At 68.8% G+C, this 18,881-nt stretch carries 13 protein-coding genes; 8 read left to right on the plus strand and 5 right to left on the minus strand.

Annotated features, from left to right (window positions below):
- The 4 genes from ACODR1_RS16655 to ACODR1_RS16670 all read left to right on the plus strand — a co-directional run.
- Positions 1–332: PTS sugar transporter subunit IIB (locus tag ACODR1_RS16655; protein WP_488881445.1), on the plus strand; the 332-nt coding region annotated here is incomplete at its 5' end.
- 478 nt (positions 333–810) lie between these two features.
- Entirely contained in the window at positions 811–3,492 is a 2,682-nt protein-coding gene (locus tag ACODR1_RS16660; RefSeq protein WP_488881446.1) for a TonB-dependent receptor, read from the plus strand.
- 108 nt (positions 3,493–3,600) lie between these two features.
- Positions 3,601–5,910 (plus strand): alpha-N-acetylglucosaminidase, encoded by a 2,310-nt coding sequence (locus ACODR1_RS16665; protein WP_488881447.1) that lies wholly within the window; start codon positions 3,601–3,603, stop codon positions 5,908–5,910.
- A gap of 9 nt (positions 5,911–5,919) precedes the next feature.
- Positions 5,920–7,035 (plus strand): acyltransferase family protein, encoded by a 1,116-nt coding sequence (locus ACODR1_RS16670; protein WP_488881448.1) that lies wholly within the window; start codon positions 5,920–5,922, stop codon positions 7,033–7,035.
- Between the two features lie 12 nt (positions 7,036–7,047).
- Here ACODR1_RS16670 and ACODR1_RS16675 read toward each other — a convergent pair whose 3' ends face one another.
- Genes ACODR1_RS16675 through ACODR1_RS16685 form a run of 3 tightly spaced genes read right to left on the minus strand, consistent with a single transcriptional unit; the run spans position 7,048 to position 8,796 of the window.
- Positions 7,048–7,809, minus strand: a complete 762-nt coding sequence (locus ACODR1_RS16675; protein ID WP_488881449.1) for a TonB family protein — start codon at positions 7,807–7,809, stop codon at positions 7,048–7,050.
- Positions 7,806–8,216: a YbaN family protein gene (locus ACODR1_RS16680; protein WP_488881450.1), complete on the minus strand. Its 411-nt coding sequence runs from the start codon at positions 8,214–8,216 to the stop codon at positions 7,806–7,808. The genes ACODR1_RS16675 and ACODR1_RS16680 overlap by 4 nt, the downstream gene beginning before the upstream one ends.
- Positions 8,200–8,796, minus strand: coding sequence for a biliverdin-producing heme oxygenase (locus tag ACODR1_RS16685; RefSeq protein ID WP_488881451.1), 597 nt, complete (start codon positions 8,794–8,796; stop codon positions 8,200–8,202). Before ACODR1_RS16685 ends, ACODR1_RS16680 begins: the two co-directional genes overlap by 17 nt.
- Before the next feature lie 296 nt (positions 8,797–9,092).
- Here ACODR1_RS16685 and ACODR1_RS16690 point away from each other — a divergent pair, with 296 nt between their 5' ends.
- From ACODR1_RS16690 to ACODR1_RS16705, 4 genes are all read left to right on the plus strand, one after another.
- Positions 9,093–9,587, plus strand: a complete 495-nt coding sequence (locus ACODR1_RS16690; protein WP_488881452.1) for a sigma-70 family RNA polymerase sigma factor — start codon at positions 9,093–9,095, stop codon at positions 9,585–9,587.
- Positions 9,588–9,663: 76 nt separating this feature from the next.
- Entirely contained in the window at positions 9,664–10,656 is a 993-nt protein-coding gene (locus tag ACODR1_RS16695; protein WP_488881453.1) for a FecR family protein, read from the plus strand.
- A gap of 152 nt (positions 10,657–10,808) precedes the next feature.
- On the plus strand, positions 10,809–13,748 hold the full coding sequence (locus ACODR1_RS16700; RefSeq protein WP_488881454.1) for a TonB-dependent receptor: 2,940 nt from the start codon (positions 10,809–10,811) through the stop codon (positions 13,746–13,748).
- A gap of 151 nt (positions 13,749–13,899) precedes the next feature.
- Positions 13,900–15,849, plus strand: a complete 1,950-nt coding sequence (locus ACODR1_RS16705; RefSeq protein ID WP_488881455.1) for a glycoside hydrolase family 97 protein — start codon at positions 13,900–13,902, stop codon at positions 15,847–15,849.
- A gap of 164 nt (positions 15,850–16,013) precedes the next feature.
- Here ACODR1_RS16705 and ACODR1_RS16710 read toward each other — a convergent pair whose 3' ends face one another.
- Both ACODR1_RS16710 and ACODR1_RS16715 read right to left on the minus strand, forming a co-directional pair.
- Positions 16,014–17,753 carry a glycoside hydrolase family 43 protein gene (locus tag ACODR1_RS16710; protein ID WP_488881456.1) on the minus strand — a complete coding sequence of 580 codons (1,740 nt, stop codon included), beginning with the start codon at positions 17,751–17,753 and terminating at the stop codon, positions 16,014–16,016.
- A 66-nt stretch (positions 17,754–17,819) separates the two neighbouring features.
- Positions 17,820–18,842 carry a LacI family DNA-binding transcriptional regulator gene (locus tag ACODR1_RS16715; RefSeq protein WP_488881457.1) on the minus strand — a complete coding sequence of 341 codons (1,023 nt, stop codon included), beginning with the start codon at positions 18,840–18,842 and terminating at the stop codon, positions 17,820–17,822.
- Between the last annotated feature and the right edge of the window lie 39 nt (positions 18,843–18,881).

Below are 18,881 nucleotides of genomic sequence, written 5' to 3' on the forward strand. Positions count from 1 at the left end.
CCGACACCGTCGCCGGCGAGATCCGCGCCGCCGTCGGGGCAGGGGGCGCAGCGCCCGTCGTCGTGGCGACCGCGCCGGCAAAGGCGGCTGATCCGAAGATGGCCAAGGCCCTGCTGCCCGGCCTCGGCGGCAAGGCCAACATCCTCGCCGTCAGCGCCTGCTCCAGCCGCCTGCGCCTGGAACTGGCCGACCCCGCCAAGCTCGACGAACCCGCGCTGAAGGCCGCCGGCGTCCGCGCTCTGGTCCGTCTCGACGGACCCGTCGTGCACCTGGTGATCGGGCCGAACGCCGAGGCCGTCTGTGTGGCGCTTTCCAGGGGCGGCGCCCGCTAGTCACGGCGCCGCGACTCGGGGCATCGACGCCCGCGTTCCGATCAGGTCGGAGCGCGGGCGTCTTGCTTTTTGGGGCTTGGCTGCAAGCTGGGCGAGCGCCGGTCGGCCAATTGCGCGCCACGGCTGCGCGGGGCGCGCTCGCTATGCGCGAATGGTCGCAAAAAAGGCATTAAATTGGTATTATGCCTCATGTGCGAATGCGCGTGAGGTGTTCATTCATCACATTGATAATGCTGATCTTTATTGGCTTTGTAGTGGTTGCCGGGTGGTTGAGCCCGAAACCACCGGCGCCTATCCGGCGGTCGGCTGTTAAATTCAAGCATTAGAGCGGGTTGCAAGCTTTGACCGCCTTCCGGGCGGCGCCTACGGTTCCAGTGGGCAGCGAAAAAAGGTCTTCAAATGGTCTGCCCGAAACGGCGCCGCGGGGGAGCGGCGCTCACTGGGCGCGCGCGCCGCGTCCGCTTGAGGGGATAGCATCATGATCGGTCACAAGCTTACGACTTCCCGGCCCGACGCGCTGCGCAAGGCCTTCGTGCTGGCCCTGCTGGCCGGCGCCAGCTTCGCGGGTTCGGCGCTCGCCCAGACCACGCCCGAGCCGGCGCCCAGCGAGGCCGTCGACGAGGTGGTGGTCACCGCCTTCCGCCGCAGCCTGGCCACGGCGCTCGACACCAAGCGCAACGACGTGCGCGTGTCGGACGGCATCTCGGCCGAGGACATCGGCAAGTTCCCGTCGGAGAACATCGCCGAGGCCATCCAGCGCATTCCGGGCGTGCAGATCTCCAACATCAACGGCCGCGGCTCGACGATCAGCATCCGGGGTCTCGGGCCCCAGTACGCCCTGACCACGGTGAACGGCCAGACCTTCAAGAGCTCGAACTTCACCGACGGCTTCCGCTACGACGTCATCCAGACCGAGCTGGCCTCGGGCATCCAGGTCTACAAGTCGCCGACCGCCGACATGGACGCCGGCGGCCTGGCCGGCACGGTCAACATCGACACCGTCCATCCGTTCAACGTGAAGGGCCGCCAGCTGATCTTCGCCGGCAAGCTGCAGCAGCAGGAGCTGATCGGCGGCAGCCCGACGGGCAAGTACGGCGCGACCTATGTCGACCACTTCCTCGACGACAAGATCGGGGTGTTCCTTGGCGCCGGCTATCAGGAGCTGAAGGACCGCGGCGACTATCTCTGGATGGACCGCTGGACGGTGAACAGCGGCGTCTACACGCCCGCCCGCCTGCGCTATCGCCGGATCGACCGCGAGACCAAGCGCAGCATGATCAACGGCGCGATCCAGTTCAAGCCGATCGACGGCCTGCAGATCGACGCCATCGCCACCTACGCCAAGGACGAGACGACGCAGGAGCTGCACCAGCAGGTCTTCCTGTTCACGACGCCGTCGGCCTCGAACGTCACCACCCTGGCGACCGCAAACAACACCGCCACCCAGGTGCGGGTCAGCAATTTCCGCTTGGAGAACAACCACCAGCACGAGACCCGCCCGCAGTCGACCGGCGCCTTCACCACCAGCGCCCGCTGGACCGGCTTCGAGGACTGGGACCTGAAGGCCGTCGCCCACTATTCGCGCGGCCACGCCATCTTCAACGAAGAGGCGGCGATCCTCGGGATCAACATCCCGAGCGCGACGGTCGACATCAGCAATCCGAAGAACATCGTCTTCACGACCTCGACGGCGCTGAGCGATACGGCCCAATACAATCCGGCGAGCCTGGTGCGGAACACCTATCCGAACGGCGCCTACCGCACGATCGACTCCTATGAGGACGCCGGCCAGTTCGACGCCAAGCGGTTCCTGAACTTCGGCATCCTGGAGTCGGTGCAGGCCGGGGCCAAGATCCGCCACGAGGTGCTCAAGCGCTACGTCGTGCGCAGGGATGGTTCGGACAGCATCCCGGCCTCGTGGTCGCCGACCATGGCCGCCACCGGCATCACCGTCAGCAACTTCCTGGACGGCGAGATGACCCTGCCGTCGACCTGGGTGTCGCCGAACCTCGACGCCTATCGCGACGCGCTGAAGGCGCAGGGGATCAGCGTCTACGAGGCCTTCGATCCGGCCGGCACCTATCGCGTCGAGCGCGACCTGACCTCGTTCTACGCCATGGCCAACCTGAAGGGCGAGATCTTCTCGCGCACCTTCCGCGGCAACTTCGGCGTCCGCAGCGAGAGCACCGACCAGACGGTGGAAGGCTACATCGGCGGCGCGGCCAACCCGCGCAACACCGAGGTCAAGCTGGTCGCCGGGACCTACACGACCAAGAAGTCGTACGACAACGTGCTGCCGTCGGCGAACATCAGTGTCGACCTGACCGACAACCTGCTGCTGCGCTTCGCCGCCGCCAAGGTGCTGGTGCGCCCGATCATCGACTCCAGCAACCAGCTGGCCACCACCGTGACCAGCGCCGTCGACACCACCGGTCACCGCGTCTACTCGATCGCCATCGGCCAGGGCGACCTGAACCCGATGACGGCCAACCAGATCGACGTGACGCTGGAGTGGTACTACGGGGCGGGCAACGGCCTGTCGGCCGGCTTCTTCTCCAAGAAGGTCAAGAACGGCGTCTACACCTCGCTGACCTGCCCGACCTCTTACGAGGGCACGGTCCTGACCAAGGACAGCGGCGGCGTGTGCCTGTCGAGCGCCGGCGACACCTACAACATCACCCAGAGCTTCAATGACGGCCGCACGGTCGACATCCACGGCTACGAGGTGAACTGGCAGCAGTCGCTCGACGCCTGGCTGCCGATCGAGGGCTTCGGCCTGATCGCCAACTACACCCACGTCAATCCGGCGACCTCGGTGACGGGCTTCAAGCTGGCCAACCTGTCGGAACACACCGCCAACGGCACGGTCTACTGGGAGAACCAGACCTTCAGCGCACGCCTGTCGGCCAACTACCGCAGCGCCTACGACCAGACCTCGGTGGAGAGCTTCTTCTCCGGTCCGTTGGGCCACACGGTCGCCTCGCGCACCCAGTTCGACCTGAACCTCGGCTACAACATCAACGAACGCCTCAGCCTGTCCTTCGCGGCGATGAACATCAACAACGCCCAGGAGAAGGCCTACCTGCTCGACAAGAGCCGCTGGCAAATGACCTCGGTCACCGGCCCCAGCTACTACCTGTCGTTCCAATACAAGATGTAGCCCTCCGATCTCCCTCCCCGGAGACGCCGTCCGTGCGGCGCAACTGCTGGTCGCCGCCTGACTCCTGGGCGGCGACCAGATTTTCGTTTCAGAAGAAGAGTTGTCTCGATGTCGTTTCGACCCTCGCGCCGCCAGACCCTGAAGCAGGCCTTCGCCGCCGTCGCCTTGACCGCCATGCCTTCGCTGGCGAGCGCGGCGGTGCGCGGCGGCGGCGGGCTGGAGGCGGCACGGGCGGTCCTGAAGCGGCGGTTTGGCCCGCGCGCCGACAAGATCGATCTGGCGCTGGCGTCGACCTCGAGCGAGAAGCCCTGGTACGCCGTACGGGCCACGGGCGGCGAGCTGGCGATCAGCGGCGACACGCCGGTGGCGCTGGTGCGCGGCGCCTACGCCTATCTCAAGGAGGCCGGCGCGGCGCAGGTCAGCTGGGAAGGCGACCGCGTCGCCCTGCCGGCTCGCCTGCCCGACGCGGATACGGGCCGGGTCGAGAGCCCGTTCGCCCATCGCGCCTACCTGAACACCTGCACCTACGGCTACACCACGCCCTGGTGGGGTTGGGACCGCTGGAGCCGCGAGATCGACTGGATGGCGGTGCACGGCGTCGACATGCCGCTGGCCATGGAAGGCCAGGAATATGTCTGGCGCGCCCTGTGGCGCGAGTTCGGGTTGAGCGAGACCGAACTGGCCGACTACTTCTCGGGCGCGGCCTTCACGCCCTGGCACCGGATGGGCAACATCGAGGGTTATGCGGCCCCATTGCCGACCGCCTGGATCGACAAGAAGAAGGACCTGCAGATCAGGATCCTGGGGCGGATGCGGGGCCTGGGCATGACGCCGATCCTGCCGGCCTTCGGCGGCTATGTGCCGAAGGCCTTCGCGGCCAGGCATCCGAAAGCGAAGATCTATCGCATGCGGCCGTGGGAAGGCTTCCACGAGACCTACTGGCTGGACCCGGCCGATCCGTTGTTTGCGAAGATCGCCGGCCGGTTCCTGTCGCTCTATACGAACACCTACGGCGCGGGGACCTACTACCTCGCCGACTCCTTCAACGAGATGCTGCCGCCGATCAGCGCCGACGGCGCCGATGCGCGCGACGCGGCCTATGGCGACGGCGCGGCCAACACGGCGGCGACCAAGACCAAGATCGAGGTCGATCCGGCGCTGAAGGCCGAGCGCCTGGCCGCCTACGGCAAGGCGATCTACGACTCCATCCGCCAGACCCGTCCGGACGCGGTGTGGGTGATGCAGGGCTGGCTGTTCGGCGCCGACAGCCATTTCTGGGATCCGGCGGCGATCAGCGCCTATCTCAGCCGCGTGCCCGACGACAGGCTGATGATCCTCGACATCGGCAACGACCGCTATCCGGCCGTCTGGAAGAACGCCAAGGCCTTCGGCGGCAAGCCGTGGATCTACGGCTACGTCCATAACTACGGCGGCAGCAACCCGGTCTACGGCGACCTCGACTACTACCGGACGGATATCGCGGCCCTGGTCGCCAACCCCGACACCGGCAAGCTGTCGGGTTTCGGCATGTTCCCCGAGGGGCTGCACAACAATTCGATCGTCTACGAGGCGACCTACGACCTGGCTTGGAACGGGGGCGGGGCCTCCACCGCCGCCTGGCTGTCTGGCCGCTCGAAGGCGCGCTACGGCAAGACCAGTCCTCAGCTCGACGCGGCGATGGCGCTGCTGGTCCAGGGCGCCTATTCGACCCGCTACTGGAGCTCGCGCTGGTGGAAGAGCAAGGCCGGCGCCTATCTCTTCTTCAAGCGCCCGACGGCGACCATCGGCGAGTTTCCGGGCCATCCGGGCGACCGCGTCAAGCTCGACGCCGCCGTCCGCGCCCTGGCGGTGCTGGCGCCGGCCTATGCGAACGAGCAGCTGTTCGTGCTCGACCTGGTCGATGCGGCGAGGCAACTGGCCAGCCTGGAGATCGACGTACAGCTGCAGGCCGCCGTGGCCGCCTATCGCAAGGGTGATACCGCTGCCGGTGACGTCGCCCGCCGCAAGGTCGAGGACCTGGCCCTGGCCTTAGACGCCCTGCTGGGCGTACAGCCCGAGACCCTGGCGACCTGGATCGACGACGCCCGCGCCTATGGCGACACCCCGGCCGACAAGGCCGCCTATGTGAGCAACGCCAAGGCCCAGGTCACGATCTGGGGCGGGGAGGGCAACCTCAACGACTACGCCTCCAAGGCTTGGCAGGGGCTCTATCGCGACTTCTACCTGCCACGCTGGGGCCGGTTCCTCGACGCCCTGAAGGCGGCTGGGAGCGGTCCGTTCGACGAGGCGGCCGTGGTCAAGGCCGGCGTCGCCTGGGAGAAGGCCTGGGTCGCCGCCGATGTCGCCTACCGCCGGACCCCGCCGGCCGATCCCGTCGCCGGGGTCGCCACGCTGATCGCTCGCATCGACCGGGCTTAGGAGAGGGTCATGACCAAGCCGGCTCCTCGCTTCCTGTCGCTGGACGTCTTCCGCGGCCTGACCGTCTGCCTGATGATCGTGGTCAATACGGCCGGGCCGGGCGCGCGTCCGTTCGAACAGCTGGTCCACGCCAAGTGGTTCGGTTTCACGGCGGCGGACGCGGTGTTTCCGTCGTTCTTGTTCGCCGTCGGCTGCTCGATGGCCTTCGCCTTCTCGCGGCCGATCCCGTTGTCGGCCTTCAGCGCAAAGGTGTTGAAGCGCGCCGCGCTGATCTTCCTGCTCGGCTTCCTGATGTATTGGTATCCGTTCGTGCATCACGTGGACGGGCACTGGGCGCTGGCGCCGTTCTCCCAGACACGGGTGATGGGCGTGATGCAGCGGATCGCCCTGTGCTACGCCATCGCCGCCTTCGCGGTGCGGTTCCTGTCGCCGCGCTGGATCCTGGCGCTCTGCGGCGGGCTGCTGCTGGGCTATTGGGCGATCCTTCTGGGTTTCGGCGACGGCGATCCCTATTCCAAGCTCGGCAATGCGGGCACCAGGCTCGACCTGCTGGTCGTCGGCCGCGACCACCTCTATCGCAAGGACGGCGGCTTCGATCCCGAGGGCCTGCTGGGCACGCTGCCGGCGACGGTGAACGTGCTGGCCGGCTATCTGGCCGCCCGCGCCCTGCGCCAGGCGGGCGACACCCGCAAGACCCTGGTCCGGATGGCGGGCGTCGGCGGCGTGCTGGTCCTGGCGGCGCTGGCCTGGAGTCCGTGGTTTCCGATCGCCAAGAAGCTCTGGACCGGCAGCTTCGTGCTGCTGACCGTGGGGCTGGACCTGATCCTGCTGGCCGCCCTGGCGGCTCTGCTGGAAGGCCGCGAGCCGAACGCCGCCACCCGTTTCTTCCAGGTGTTCGGCCTCAATCCGCTGGTGATCTACCTGTTCTCGGAACTGTTCGTGATCACCCTGCGCCAGTTCGACGTCGCCCCGGGCCTGGATCCCTACGAGTGGGTGGGCGTGCATGTCTTCCAGGCGATCGCGCCGGGCGGGCTGGGCTCGCTGCTGTGCGCGCTCGCCTACATGCTGGTCTGCTGGCTGCTGGGATGGGTGATGTACCGCCGGGGCGTGGTGGTGAAGCTGTAGGCGAGGGCGGCCTCAGGGGCGCGCCAGGAAGAACTCCACCGGCACCACCAGCTCGACCTCGTCGGGACGGTCGGCCGGGATCGAGGGCAGGGGTTGGGCGCGCTTGGGCGCGTCCACCGCGGCGCGGTCGAGTTCGCCGAAGCCGGACGAGCGTTCGAGGCGCGACCACAGCACCTTGCCGGCGCGGTTTATCCGGAAGCGCACGTGGGCGACGCCCTGCTGGCGGCGGGCCTGGGCGGCCGGTGGATAGCGACGCGTCTTTTCCAGCGCGGCCAGCACCTGGCCCTCCCAGGTGGCGACGGCGTTGCTGGCCGCCCGGACCGCCACCGGCGCGGGCTGCACCGGCGGGGCGGTCGTCTGCGGAGCGGCAGGCCCCGGATCGACCGGCGCGCTTGGGCGGGGCGGCGTGAAGAACACCGGATCCGGTGCGGCCTGGGCGGTCTTGACGGGCGGCGGCTTGGGCGGCGTCTGCCGCGCGGCCTGACGTTCCTGCTGCTGCGGCCCTGGCGGGACCTCCAGCTGCGGAACGGGCGGCGAAGTCGTCTCCAGCGCCACGATCATCGGGGCGGCGGGCGGTGGGGCGATCAGGACGGGGGCGAAGCCGCCGAACAGGATCGCGCCGGCCAGCGCGCCATGCAGGGCGATCGACAGCGCCACGCCGGTCGCGGTCCGCGACCCACGTCGGGACGAGGCGCGGTCCAGCGCGAGCGGCGCGGAGATCGGCGCGCCTTGGAACGACGCCGGCTCCTGCCTGGCCAGGGCGATCGGCTTCACCCCTGCGCGCGCCGCGACGGACGCGAGACCACATAGGCCGCGCACGCTGCGATGATCGTCGCAACGACCAGCAGCAGCGGCCACTTGGGATGGGCGCCCCACCAGAAGATCGCGAGCCCGAAGGCCATGCCGCCGCAGGCCATCAGCTTGGCGGCCGGCGGGATGGCGCGGTCCCGACGCCAGGCGCGCAAGGTCGGCCCGAAGCGCGGATGGTCCAGAAGCCAGGTCTCGAGCCTGGGCGACGACTTGGCGAAGCAGCCGGCGGCCATGATCAGGAACACCGTCGTCGGCATCAGCGGCACGACGGCGCCGATGAAGCCGAGGGCGACGCAGGCCAGGCCCAGGACCAGCCAGATCCAGCTGGCCAGGCGCGGCCGGGCGGAGGCGTCCTCAGGCGAAGGCGACATCGACCAGTCCCCGCACCCGGCGGAAGGCGGCGGCCGCGCCGTCGACGGCGCGCGTCTCCTCGACATCGCCGAAGGGCAGGCCGTCGAGCGCCGCGACGAAGCCGCGCCAGTGACGACCGCGACCTTCCGGATGCGGGGCGAGGTGGCGGGCGCCGAAGGTCTCGTCGAGGTCCAGGGCGGCGGCGGCCTTGAGCAGGAAGGCCGCGCCGAGGTTCGAGCCCTCGGCCACGTACAGCCAGCCGAAGGCTTCAGCGGCGTCGACGGGCCCCTGGCCGAAGATCGGAGGCGCGCCGGCGCTGGGCGCGGGCTGGCCCAGGTCCTGGATGTCCTGAGCGATCAGGTCCAGCCGTCGACGTTCTGGCAGGTCCGGCACGAGGGCCACGAGGTCCGGGTGCGTGTAGAGCGCGTCGATCTCGTGGTGGAAGCCCCACTGCGCCTTCAGGAACCGGCCATAGCGATCGCGGTCGCGGAACGGCTCCAGCGACATGATGCGGCTGTCGAGCGCTTCGTGGGTGGTGTTGGTGCGGGCCTTGAGCCGCTTGGCGCGGGACGGGTCGTGGATCGAGACGTGTGCGTTCATGGGGCCTTCCGGAGCGTCGGGAGCTTCGGGGCGCGTCGGCGATCGCATCGCATTCGCGCCTCACGAGGGAATGACGGTTCAGGCCCGCCGCTTTCCGAAAGAAAATCGCACGAGCGCTCCGATCTTTTCGTTTTCGTCGGCTTCGCGGGCCTGCGTGCCAGGGATCGGATCGCAAGACAAGTCTTGTTGCGACTTATTCTCAAGTGTTATGGGCCGCGCTCCGGCGTCGGCCGCCGGTGGCGCGCCCGCGACCCGGGCGTTTTCGTCTGTCTGGCGGGCGCGTGACGCAGAAGAAGATGATCCGCTCACACTACCTGGCCCATCGCGACGGGCTGGTCCGCTACGTCCAGACCATCACCGGCGACCGCGACCAGGCCGAAGACGTGGTGCAGGAGGCCTATCTGCGCCTGGGCCAGGCCTTGACGAGGCGATTGCCCGAAGATCCCGGCCGCTATCTCTTCCGCATCGTCCGCAACCTGGCGCTCGACGGCCGCAGGCGGGGGCGGCGCGACGGTCGCCGTTACGTCGAAGATCCGGAACCACTGATCGAAGGGACGCGTGACGAGCAGCCATCGCCCGAGGCCGCCGTCCTGGCGCGCGACGACTACGAGCGCCTGCTGGCGGCCATGGCCGAGCTGCCCGAACGGACGCGGATCGCCGTCGAGATGCACCGGCTGGGCGGCGCCAAGCTGCGCGAGATCGCCGCCGAGCTGGGGATCTCGACCTCGGCGGCGCATCAGCTGGTGGTCGACGGCGTGGCCCATTGCCGCGACCGGCTTCGGCGGCGCTGAACCGGATTTCGGAAAAACCCGATGCTCGAACGTCTATTGCAGCGAACGGCCGCGCGGGCCGGAGGAACCTGACCGAATGGCCAAGCTGGATGTCGCGCGCGCGGACGCCGAAGCCCTGGAGTGGCTGCTGGCCCTGCACGAGGAGCCGGAGAACGCCGAGCTGGTCGCGCGGTTCGAGGCCTGGCGCGCCGGCCATCCAGGAAGGGCGCGGGCCTGGGACGAGGCCTCCGGTGTCTATGCCGCCATCGGTGAGGTTCCGCCGGTCCATGCCGAGCGGTGGGAGCAGCTGTCTGGTGGGGAGGGGCCGGTGGTCGCCGGCGCGCGCCGCGAGCGACGGGCTGTGAGCCGAGATCCCGGCCGGCGCCGGCTGGTCGCGACCCTGGCGGCTTCGGCCGCGGCGCTGGTCGTCGCCGTGCTGGCCCCCGGAGCGCTGGTTCGGCTGCAGTCGGACTACGTCACCGGCGTTGGCGAAGTGCGGCAGGTGCGCCTGGAGGACGGCAGCCTGGTCAGCCTGGCGCCGGAGTCGGCCCTGGCGGTGGACTATTCGGCCGGCCGGCGCGACCTGAAGCTGGTCAAGGGACGGGCCTGGTTCGACGTTCGCCACGATCCCTCGCGACCGTTCACGGTGGCCTCGCGCGACGTGGCCGCCGAGGTGCTGGGCACGGCCTTCGAGGTCGACGCCGAGGCGCCGGGCGTCGTGGTGCAGCGGGGGCTGGTGGGCGTGACCTCGCGGCGGGCCCGGGGGATAGAGCGCGTGCCGGCCGGTCGCGGCGTCGCCGTGGGCAAGGATGGGCGATTCCTGCGCGCGTCGGCCGATCCGAACGCCGTGGCGGCATGGCGCGACGGCCAGATGGTGGTCGAGAACGGCGCCATCGGCGACGTGCTGCGGGCCCTGCGGCCCTGGACCCGCGACATCGTCATCGTGCGGGGCAGGGCGCTTTCCGAGCGGCGGGTGACAGGCGTCTACAATCTGCGTGATCCCGAGGCGGTGACCAGCGCCCTGGCCCAGGCCTACGACCTGGAGGTCACACGGGTGACGCCCTGGGTGCTGGTGATCTCCGAGCGCTGAGGGGCGCAAGGGGTTGTTTCGGCTGGCGAAATCTCCCGACGTCGAATGCCGTGAACTTTTTTCGGAAAAAGCCGGGCCTGGGTCGTCGATTGGGAAGAACAGATTGCACATGCGTCGCAATCTTCAGTTTTTCGCAAGTTTCGGAGACGGTCGTGGGGTTTTCCAATCGAGTGCGTACGGGCGGCCGGCAGGCGGCGCTGGCGGCGGCGCTGATGCTGACGACGGCGCTGGCCGGGACGGGCGCGGCCATGCCCGCCTTCGCCGAGGAAAGCGTCCAGCGCGCCTATGACATCCCCGCTCAGCCGCTGTCTTCGGCCCTGACCGCCTTCGGCCGCCAATCGGGCCTGCAGGTCAGCGTACCGGCCGCCCTGGCCCGGGGGCGCACCTCTGGCGCGGTCTCGGGCCGACTGTCGGCGAGCGAAGCCGTCAGCCGGCTGCTGGCAGGCACCGGCCTGACCTACCGCATCCAGGGCGACGTCCTGACGCTGTCGCCGGCGCCGACCGCCGAGGGCGCGACGCAACTGGGCGCGCTGCGGGTGCAGGGCGACGTGGCCGGCGCGGGGCAGGGCGGTTCGTCCGGCGCGCCGTTCGCCGACGAGGAAAGCGACCAGGCGCGGGCTGACGCCGTCTATTCCAAGGCTCGCTCCTCGGCCTACATCGCCCGCGAGACGCTGGAGCGATTTCGCGGCGCGTCGGTGGCCGACATGGTCAAGGGCGTGGCCGGGGTGACGGCCGGCGATCCGCGCTCGGCCAACGCGCTGGATCTCAACATCCGCGGCGTGCAGGGGCAGGGCCGCATCCCCGTCGTCATCGACGGCGGCCAGTCGACCATCGACACCTATCGCGGCTACGCCGGCCAGTCGCAGCGCAACTATCTCGATCCCGATCTCATCAGCAGCGTCAGCATCACCAAGGGCCCCAGCCTGGAGGCCAACGCCTCGGGCGGCATCGGCGGCGTGGTGGTCATGGACACCCTGAAGGCGGCCGACATCCTGCGCGCCGGCAAGGACTTCGGCGTGCGCGTGCGGGCCGGGATCTCGGACGCCAGCACCAAGGACCTGCCGGCCTGGAGCGCCTTCCAGAACCCCAGCCGCAACGACATCACCCGCCCGGGCAGCCACTTCTACAACCTCGCCGTGGCCAAGAGCTGGGACCGGTTCGACCTGGTGGCCGCCTATGCCAAGCGCGAGAACGGCAACTACTTCTCCGGTTCCGAGGGCTATGGCGATTTCCCGACGGGCCGTGGCCTGCTGGCGACGCTGAACCCGGCCAAGACCGAGGTCTTCAACACCTCCAACAGCTCGGAATCCTTCCTGCTGAAGGGAACCTGGAAGATCAGCGACGACCAGATGCTGGAAGCCGGCTACCGCCACTTCGACGGTCGCCAGGGCGAGATCATGGCCTCGCAGATCATCCGCGTGAACCGCGAGCGCGTGCCGCAGTGGGCGCTCGGCCACATGGATCTGGACGCCTATAACCTGCGCTACCGCTACCGGCCGGCCAACGACCTGATCGACCTGAAGGCCAACCTCTGGCTCACCAAGGCCGAGAGCTTGGCCTACAACGGCCTGACCGGCGTCACGCCCTGGTTCCTCGATCGCCCGACCCAGTGGTACGACGGCCCGACCTTCAACACCGAGGACGGCTATCGCGACGCCTATTGGAACGAGCTTTCCATCGAGCGCTTCGGCGGCGACGTGACCAACACCTCGCGGGTGTTCACCGGCCTTGGCCGGCTGGACTTCACCTACGGCGGCTCTTTCACCAGCGAGGACATCAAGCCCGGCCCCAACTCGCCGATCCTGGAAGAGGACCTGCGCAACAACCGCTACCTGCGCAACGCCGAGCGCAAGGAATACAGCGTCGTCGGCTCTGTCACCTGGGCGCCGAACGACCAGTGGGAGCTGACCGCCGGCGGCCGCTTCAACCGCATCGACATTCGCGACCGCAACCGCACGGCCACCGAAGGGCCCTACGAGGTTATCGGCCGCTATCGCGACACCACCTTCTACATGCCCAATGCGACCCGGCCGGGCGCGCTGACCAGCGTGGCGCGCGTCTACTGGTTCCCGGATGCGCAGGGTAACTTCACCGAGGCCTCGCTGTTCGCCTCGCCCTATGAGAAGGGCACGGTGGGCGACATCAAGGGCTGGACGACCTATCGCGCCGACGCGCCCGAGGATCTGGAAGGCCCGACCTCCTGGACCTGGTCCAAGCCGATCCGCCGCAAGGCCGACGCGTTCATGCCCACGGTGAGCGCCAGCTACAAGCCGACCGAAAGCAGCCTGATCTACGTCAAGTACGCCGAGGGCGTGAAGCTGCCGAGCCTGTTCGAGTCGACCCTGGGCCTGTTTACCGCCGCCAAGCCGACCGCCGACCTCAAGCCCGAGCGCAGCAAGAGCTGGGAAGTCGGCGCCAGCATCCTGCAGCGCGACCTCTGGAAGGCGGGCGACCGCGGCGCGCTGAAGGTCGCCTATTTCGACACCCGTATCCGCGACCTGATCACCCGCGACTACCGCACCCTGTCGGCCGGCCTGATCCGCAACGTCGACAGCTTCAACGTCGAGGGCGTGGAGCTTCAGGGCTCGTACGACATGGGCCGGGTGTTCGCCGACCTGTCGGCCCACCGCTACTTCAAGGCCGAGACCTGCGCGCCCGACATCGCCGCCGAGCGCCGGGCCTATGGCCAGCAACGTGGCATCGACGAGCTGATCAACACGCCCAACTGCGTGGCCGGGGGCTTCGAGGGCTCCTACACCAACACCCAGAACCCGCCGAAATACAACGTCAACCTGACGGTCGGGACGCGGCTGTTCCAGGAGCGCCTGATCGTCGGCGGGCGGATGGTCGCCAACTCGGGTCCGATCAGCAAGCTCGACAAGGAGTGGAACGTCGGCCTGTCGGCGATCCAGCAGCTCTATCGCAAGGCGACGGTCTACGACCTCTTCGCCACCTACAAGGTGACCGACCAGGTGACCCTGGACGCCAATCTCGACAACGTCGGTGACGAATACTACCTCGACCCGCTGTCGCTGGCGGTGGTTCCGGCGCCGGGACGCACCCTGCGCCTGGCCCTGACCTGGCGCTACTGAGCGCCGCGCGTGCGGGGGCTCGCCAGGCCCTCGCACGTGCTTCACCGGCTGCTTTGCCTGTTCCGAGTGATACGGCTACGTCTTGATATCGATATCATTATGTGTAGCCTGCCCCCAAGATCGATAAGGCAGTCCAAGGGGAGGCGACGCCATGAAGCCCACACGTCGAGACATGGTCGCGCTGGCGGTGATGTCGAGCGCCGCGACCGGCGCCGGGGCCAAGGCGGCGACCGCCAAGGGCCTGCGGGCGCATGCCGTCACCTCGCCCGACGGCCGCCTGAAGGCGACGATCGACGTTTCAGGCGCAGCGCCGAAATGGAGCGCGACCTATGACGGCAAGCCGCTGCTGCTGCCGTCCGAGCTTGGCCTGTGGCTGGCCGAAGGGCGGCTGCTGGGCGAGGGGGCCCGGCTGGCGGGATCGACGCCGGAAGGCTTCGAGGGCGACTGGCGACCGACCTTCGGCCAGTCAGAGCGTTACGACCAGTCCGGCCGGCAGGTCACCCTGCACATGGTCGATCCCAGGGCCGGCATCCGGTTCGACATCGTCCTGCGGGTGCTGAACGGCGCGGCCGCCGTGCGCTACGTCCTGACTGGCCTGCCCAAGGGCGACAAGCTGGCCCTGATGGGCGAGCGGACCCGCTATCGCTTTCCGGACACCGCGCGCCTCTACGCCAGCCGCGACGAGGGCGACATCCACGTCTCCACACAGGCGAGCCTGGCGCCGCTGGAGCACCCGGACCTGACGGGCTCGTCCGACAAGGGGCCCTATGCGGATCTGCCAATCACCGTCGATCTGGGCGACGGCGTCTTCGGCTTCATGGCCGAGTCCGATCGGCTGCACTATCCGCGCTGCATGGTCCGCGCCCACGAGCAGGGCGGCCTTGTGTCCTATCTGATGCGCTATCCCGGGCGAGCCACCGGCTGGGGCGGCGAGGACGATACGCCCGAAGAGGCGACCTTCGAGATCGAGGTCGGCCAGAAGACGCCCTGGCGCATCCTGCTGGCGGCCGACAGCGCCAAGGGCCTGATCGAGCTGCACCACGTGGTCCCGACCCTGGCCACCCCGAACCAGCTGGGCGACGTCTCGTGGGTGAAGCCCGGCCACGCCTTCCGGATCATGAAGCCCTATTCGACGGAGGCTTCGCTGAGGGCGGTGGACTTCGCCCAGAAGCGCAATATCGGCTACGTGCTGTTCGACGCCCATTGGTACGGCGACGGGACCGACGCCTCGGACCCCACCGCGCCGATCGCCGCCTTGGACCTGCAACGGGTGATCGACTACGCCAAGGTCCGTAACATCGGCGTGCTGGTCTATATCGACCGCGTGGCGGTGACCAAGGCGCTGGCCCAGATGTGCCGCCTCTACCAGCGCTGGGGCCTGGCCGGCGTGAAGCTTGGCTTCATGTGGGAAGGCCGCCAGTCCGACGTTGACTTCATCACCAGGGTGGTGCGGGCCTTCGGCGAGCACGGCATGGTCGTGAACCTGCACGACAACCTGCGGCCCGCCGGCCTGGAGCGGACGTTGCCCAACTACCTGACGCTGGAAGGGGTGAAGGGCAACGAGCAGTTCCCGGCCGCTCGCCACCACGTGAACCTGGCCTTCACCCGGCCGATCGCCGGGCCGATCGACTACACCATCTGCTACGCCCAGGAGCGCAACCAGACCACCAACGCCCACCAACTGGCCCTGGCGGTGACCTGTTACAGCCCGCTGACGCTGCTCTACTGGTACGACAAGCCCGAGAAGTACGAGGACAAGGCCTGGCCCGAACTGGAATGGTTCGACGCCTGCCCGACGACCTGGGACGAGACCCGGGCGATCGCTGGCGAGCTCGGCGAGTACGTAGTCATCGCCCGTCGCAAGGGGCGCGCCTGGTATCTGGGCGCGCTGACCAACGAGATGGAGCGGCGCCTGGATCTCGACCTGGGCTTCTTGGGGCAGGGGCGCTGGACCGCCGTGCGCTACAAGGACGGCGACTTGGCCCGCCCCGCCAACCGGACCCGCGTGGTGATCGAACGCCTGGCCGTCGACGTCAGGACCCGCCTGCGCCTTCAGCTTAACGCCGCCGGCGGCCAGGCCATCCGGTTCGAGCCCGCCTGAGGCGAAAAAAAGGGCGCCTGCAGAGGGCGCCCGCCTTGGGAGTGTTGGAGGAAGTAGATCCAAGAGAGCGGCGTCGCAGGACGCTACCGAAGGCTTGATATCGATATCAAAATCGAGGGCGAAGTCAAGCGATCGGTGTTCGGCGAGCGTGTTTTCGACGGCTTCTAAGGCGTCACCCAGAAGCCGTCGAAGTCGGTCCAGCCGATACGGGTGGAGGTGTTCGACAGTGTACCGGCCGGGGCCTGGGCGAAGATGCCGACCTGGCTGCCCACCCATCGGCCCGGGCGGCTGACGAAGGGCGCTCCGACACTGGTGAAGGCCTTGCCGTCCAGGCTGTAGCTCAGCGTCACCTTGGCGTGCATCGAGCGCAGCATCGAGGGCCAGTAGGGCGAGAAATCCGGCGGCGGATCGGCCACGACGACCGGCTCGGCGGTCATGCGCAGCCAGACGGCGGCTGGCGCCCTGGCCTCGATCACCTCGACGCGCTCGGCCTGGAACTTGTCGGCGCCGATGCGATCGACACGGACGAGGGTCGGGCCGGTCGCCGTGTTCTGCAGGCCGATCCAGGCGTAGTCCGACCCGAACATCACCAGCCCCGCGCGCTCGCCGACCGCCTTGGGCGCGAAGTCGAGCCTGGTGGTGACGGTGAAGCGTTCGGCCGGAAGCTTCTGGGTCAGCAGCGCGCCGGTTTCCCAGAGGTTCTCCGGCGAGGAGATCGATTTGAGGCGCAGCTTGCCTGGCGCGGCCTTCAGGTCGCCCCAGTCGTCGGCCGGGTTGGCGTTCCACTGCCAGGCAAGGGACATGGGGCCATCGAAGTCGTCGTTGTCCTGCGGGGCCAGGCGCGGGGAGGGGGTCCTCGACACCGGCTTCTGGTGGGTCAGCACCGGCTGGCCGATGCCGTCGCCGTCCTTGTCCTCGCCGATGATCGGCCAGCCGTCCTTCCAGGCCATCGGTTGCAGCCAGACCCGGCGGCCGTAGGAGTCGGCGTCCTGGAAGTGCAGGAACCAGTCTTCGCCGCTGGGCGTGGTCACCCAGGCGCCCTGGTGGGGGCCGTTGACCTCGGTGGCGCCCTGGTCGAGCACGTTGCGCCCCTCGTAGGGACCTTCCAGCTTGCGCGAGCGGAACACGCCTTGCCAGCCGCCCTTCACGCTGCCGCTAGGCACGAAAAGGTAGTACCAGCCGCCGCGCTTGTAGAGCTTCGGCCCTTCGGTGGTCATCCATGGGAACGGCCCGCGAGAGGTGGCGACCTTGGGCTGCTTGTCGCCCTCGACCAGGGTGATCGCCTCGCCGACGGCCTGGTCGCCGGCTCTGTTCAGGCGGCGGGCGGTGATGACGTTGGCGAGGCCGGCCCGGCTGCGGGCGAAGGCGGTGACCAGCCAGCCCTGGCCGTCGTCGTCCCAGAAGGGCGCGGGGTCGATGACGCCGCGGCGATCGTCGACCAGCACGGGCTTGGACCACGGGCCCGCCGGATCCTTGGCCTTGACCAGAAACACGCCGAAGTCGGGGTCGGGGTAGTAGATCAGGAACTCGCCGTTGCGATGCCGGATGGCCGGCGCCCAGACGCCGCCGCCGCGACGGGGCGTGGCGTGGTGGGCCTGCGGCGTGATCGCGGTCAGGGCGTGGCCGACGATGGTCCAGTTGACCAGGTCGGTCGACTTCAGGATCGGCAGGCCGGGCACGTTGGTGAACGAGGACGAGACGAGGTAGTAGGCGTCGCCCACCCGGATGGCGTCGGGGTCGGAATAGTCGCCGGCCAGGACGGGGTTCCTGTAGGTCCCGTCGCCCTGGTCGGGCAGCCAGGTCCGCTCGGTCCCGGGGGCGTCCGCTGCCGAGGCGGACGCCCCCAGCAAGGCCGCGGCCGCGACCAATCCGAGCCCTATAGGTCCACGACCAAAGCCAGCCATCCGTGTTTCCATCCCTTGTTATGATATCGTTACCAGTAACACGGGGCGGGGCTTTGGCAAGGGCGCTCAGGCCGGGGGAGGGGCGGTCGAGGCGCGCTCGATCAATTGCAGTTGCGCCTGCACATGCCCGCCGGGCTCGGCGCTCGGACGGGCCAGGTCCATGGCCAGCAGCACGGCCGAGGCGGCCATGTCGGCGATCGGCTGGCGGATGGTGGTCAGCTCCGGCCAGACCGTGGTGGCCACCGAGGTGTCGTCGAAGCCGGCGATGCTGAGGTCAGTCGGGATCGACAGGCCAAGGCCGTGAGCGACCGCGCTGATGGCGGCGGCCATGTCGTCATTGGCCGCGAAGATCGCCGACGGGCGGCGGCGCAGGCCCAGCAGATGCCGCGCCGCGTCCAGGCCGCCACGATAGCTGAAGCCGCCGTCTGCGACGTAGGTCTCGTCCACGGTCAGGCCGGCGGCCGCCATGGTTTCCCGGAAACCTCTCTCGCGCAGCTGAGCCGTGGAGTGAGCTGGATCGCCGCGCACGAAGGCGATGTCCACGTGGCCCAGGTCCAGCAGATGCTGGGTCATCATCCGGGCGCCTTCGAAGTCGTCGATGAACACCGCCGGCGCGCCCTCTCGGGGGCGGGCCGTGGCGAAGCTCACTGCCCCGACTCCGGCCTTCTCGAGAGACTCCAGGATCGCCGCGTCGTCGCACAGCGGCGGGGGCAGGATCACCGCGCCCACGCCGGCGTCGACCAGCTTCTGCACCGCCTGGGCGGGCGTCGGATGGGCCTGGCTGGGCTCGATCAAAAGCTGGCAGCCGCTGAGGCTTGCTTGCCGGAAAGCGCCCATCAGGTAGTTCGACAGGTTCGACGAGCTGGCGTTCGAATACAGCATGCCGATCTGCGAGACGCCGGTCCGGGTGGCCCGGGCCAGCGAGTTGGGCCGATAGCCCAGGACCTTGATCGCTTCCTCGACCTTCTCGCGCACGGCGGGGCGCACGTGCGGATAGCCGTTGACCACGCGAGAGGCGGTCATGGACGACACGCCGGCGTGCTGCGCCACGTCATGGATGGTCGGCGCCTGCCGCCTCTGCGTGCTCAAGGAGTCCTCGCCTCAATACGACTCTCTACGGGTCGGCGC

It is taken from the genome of Caulobacter sp. FG7 (genome assembly GCF_057808875.1).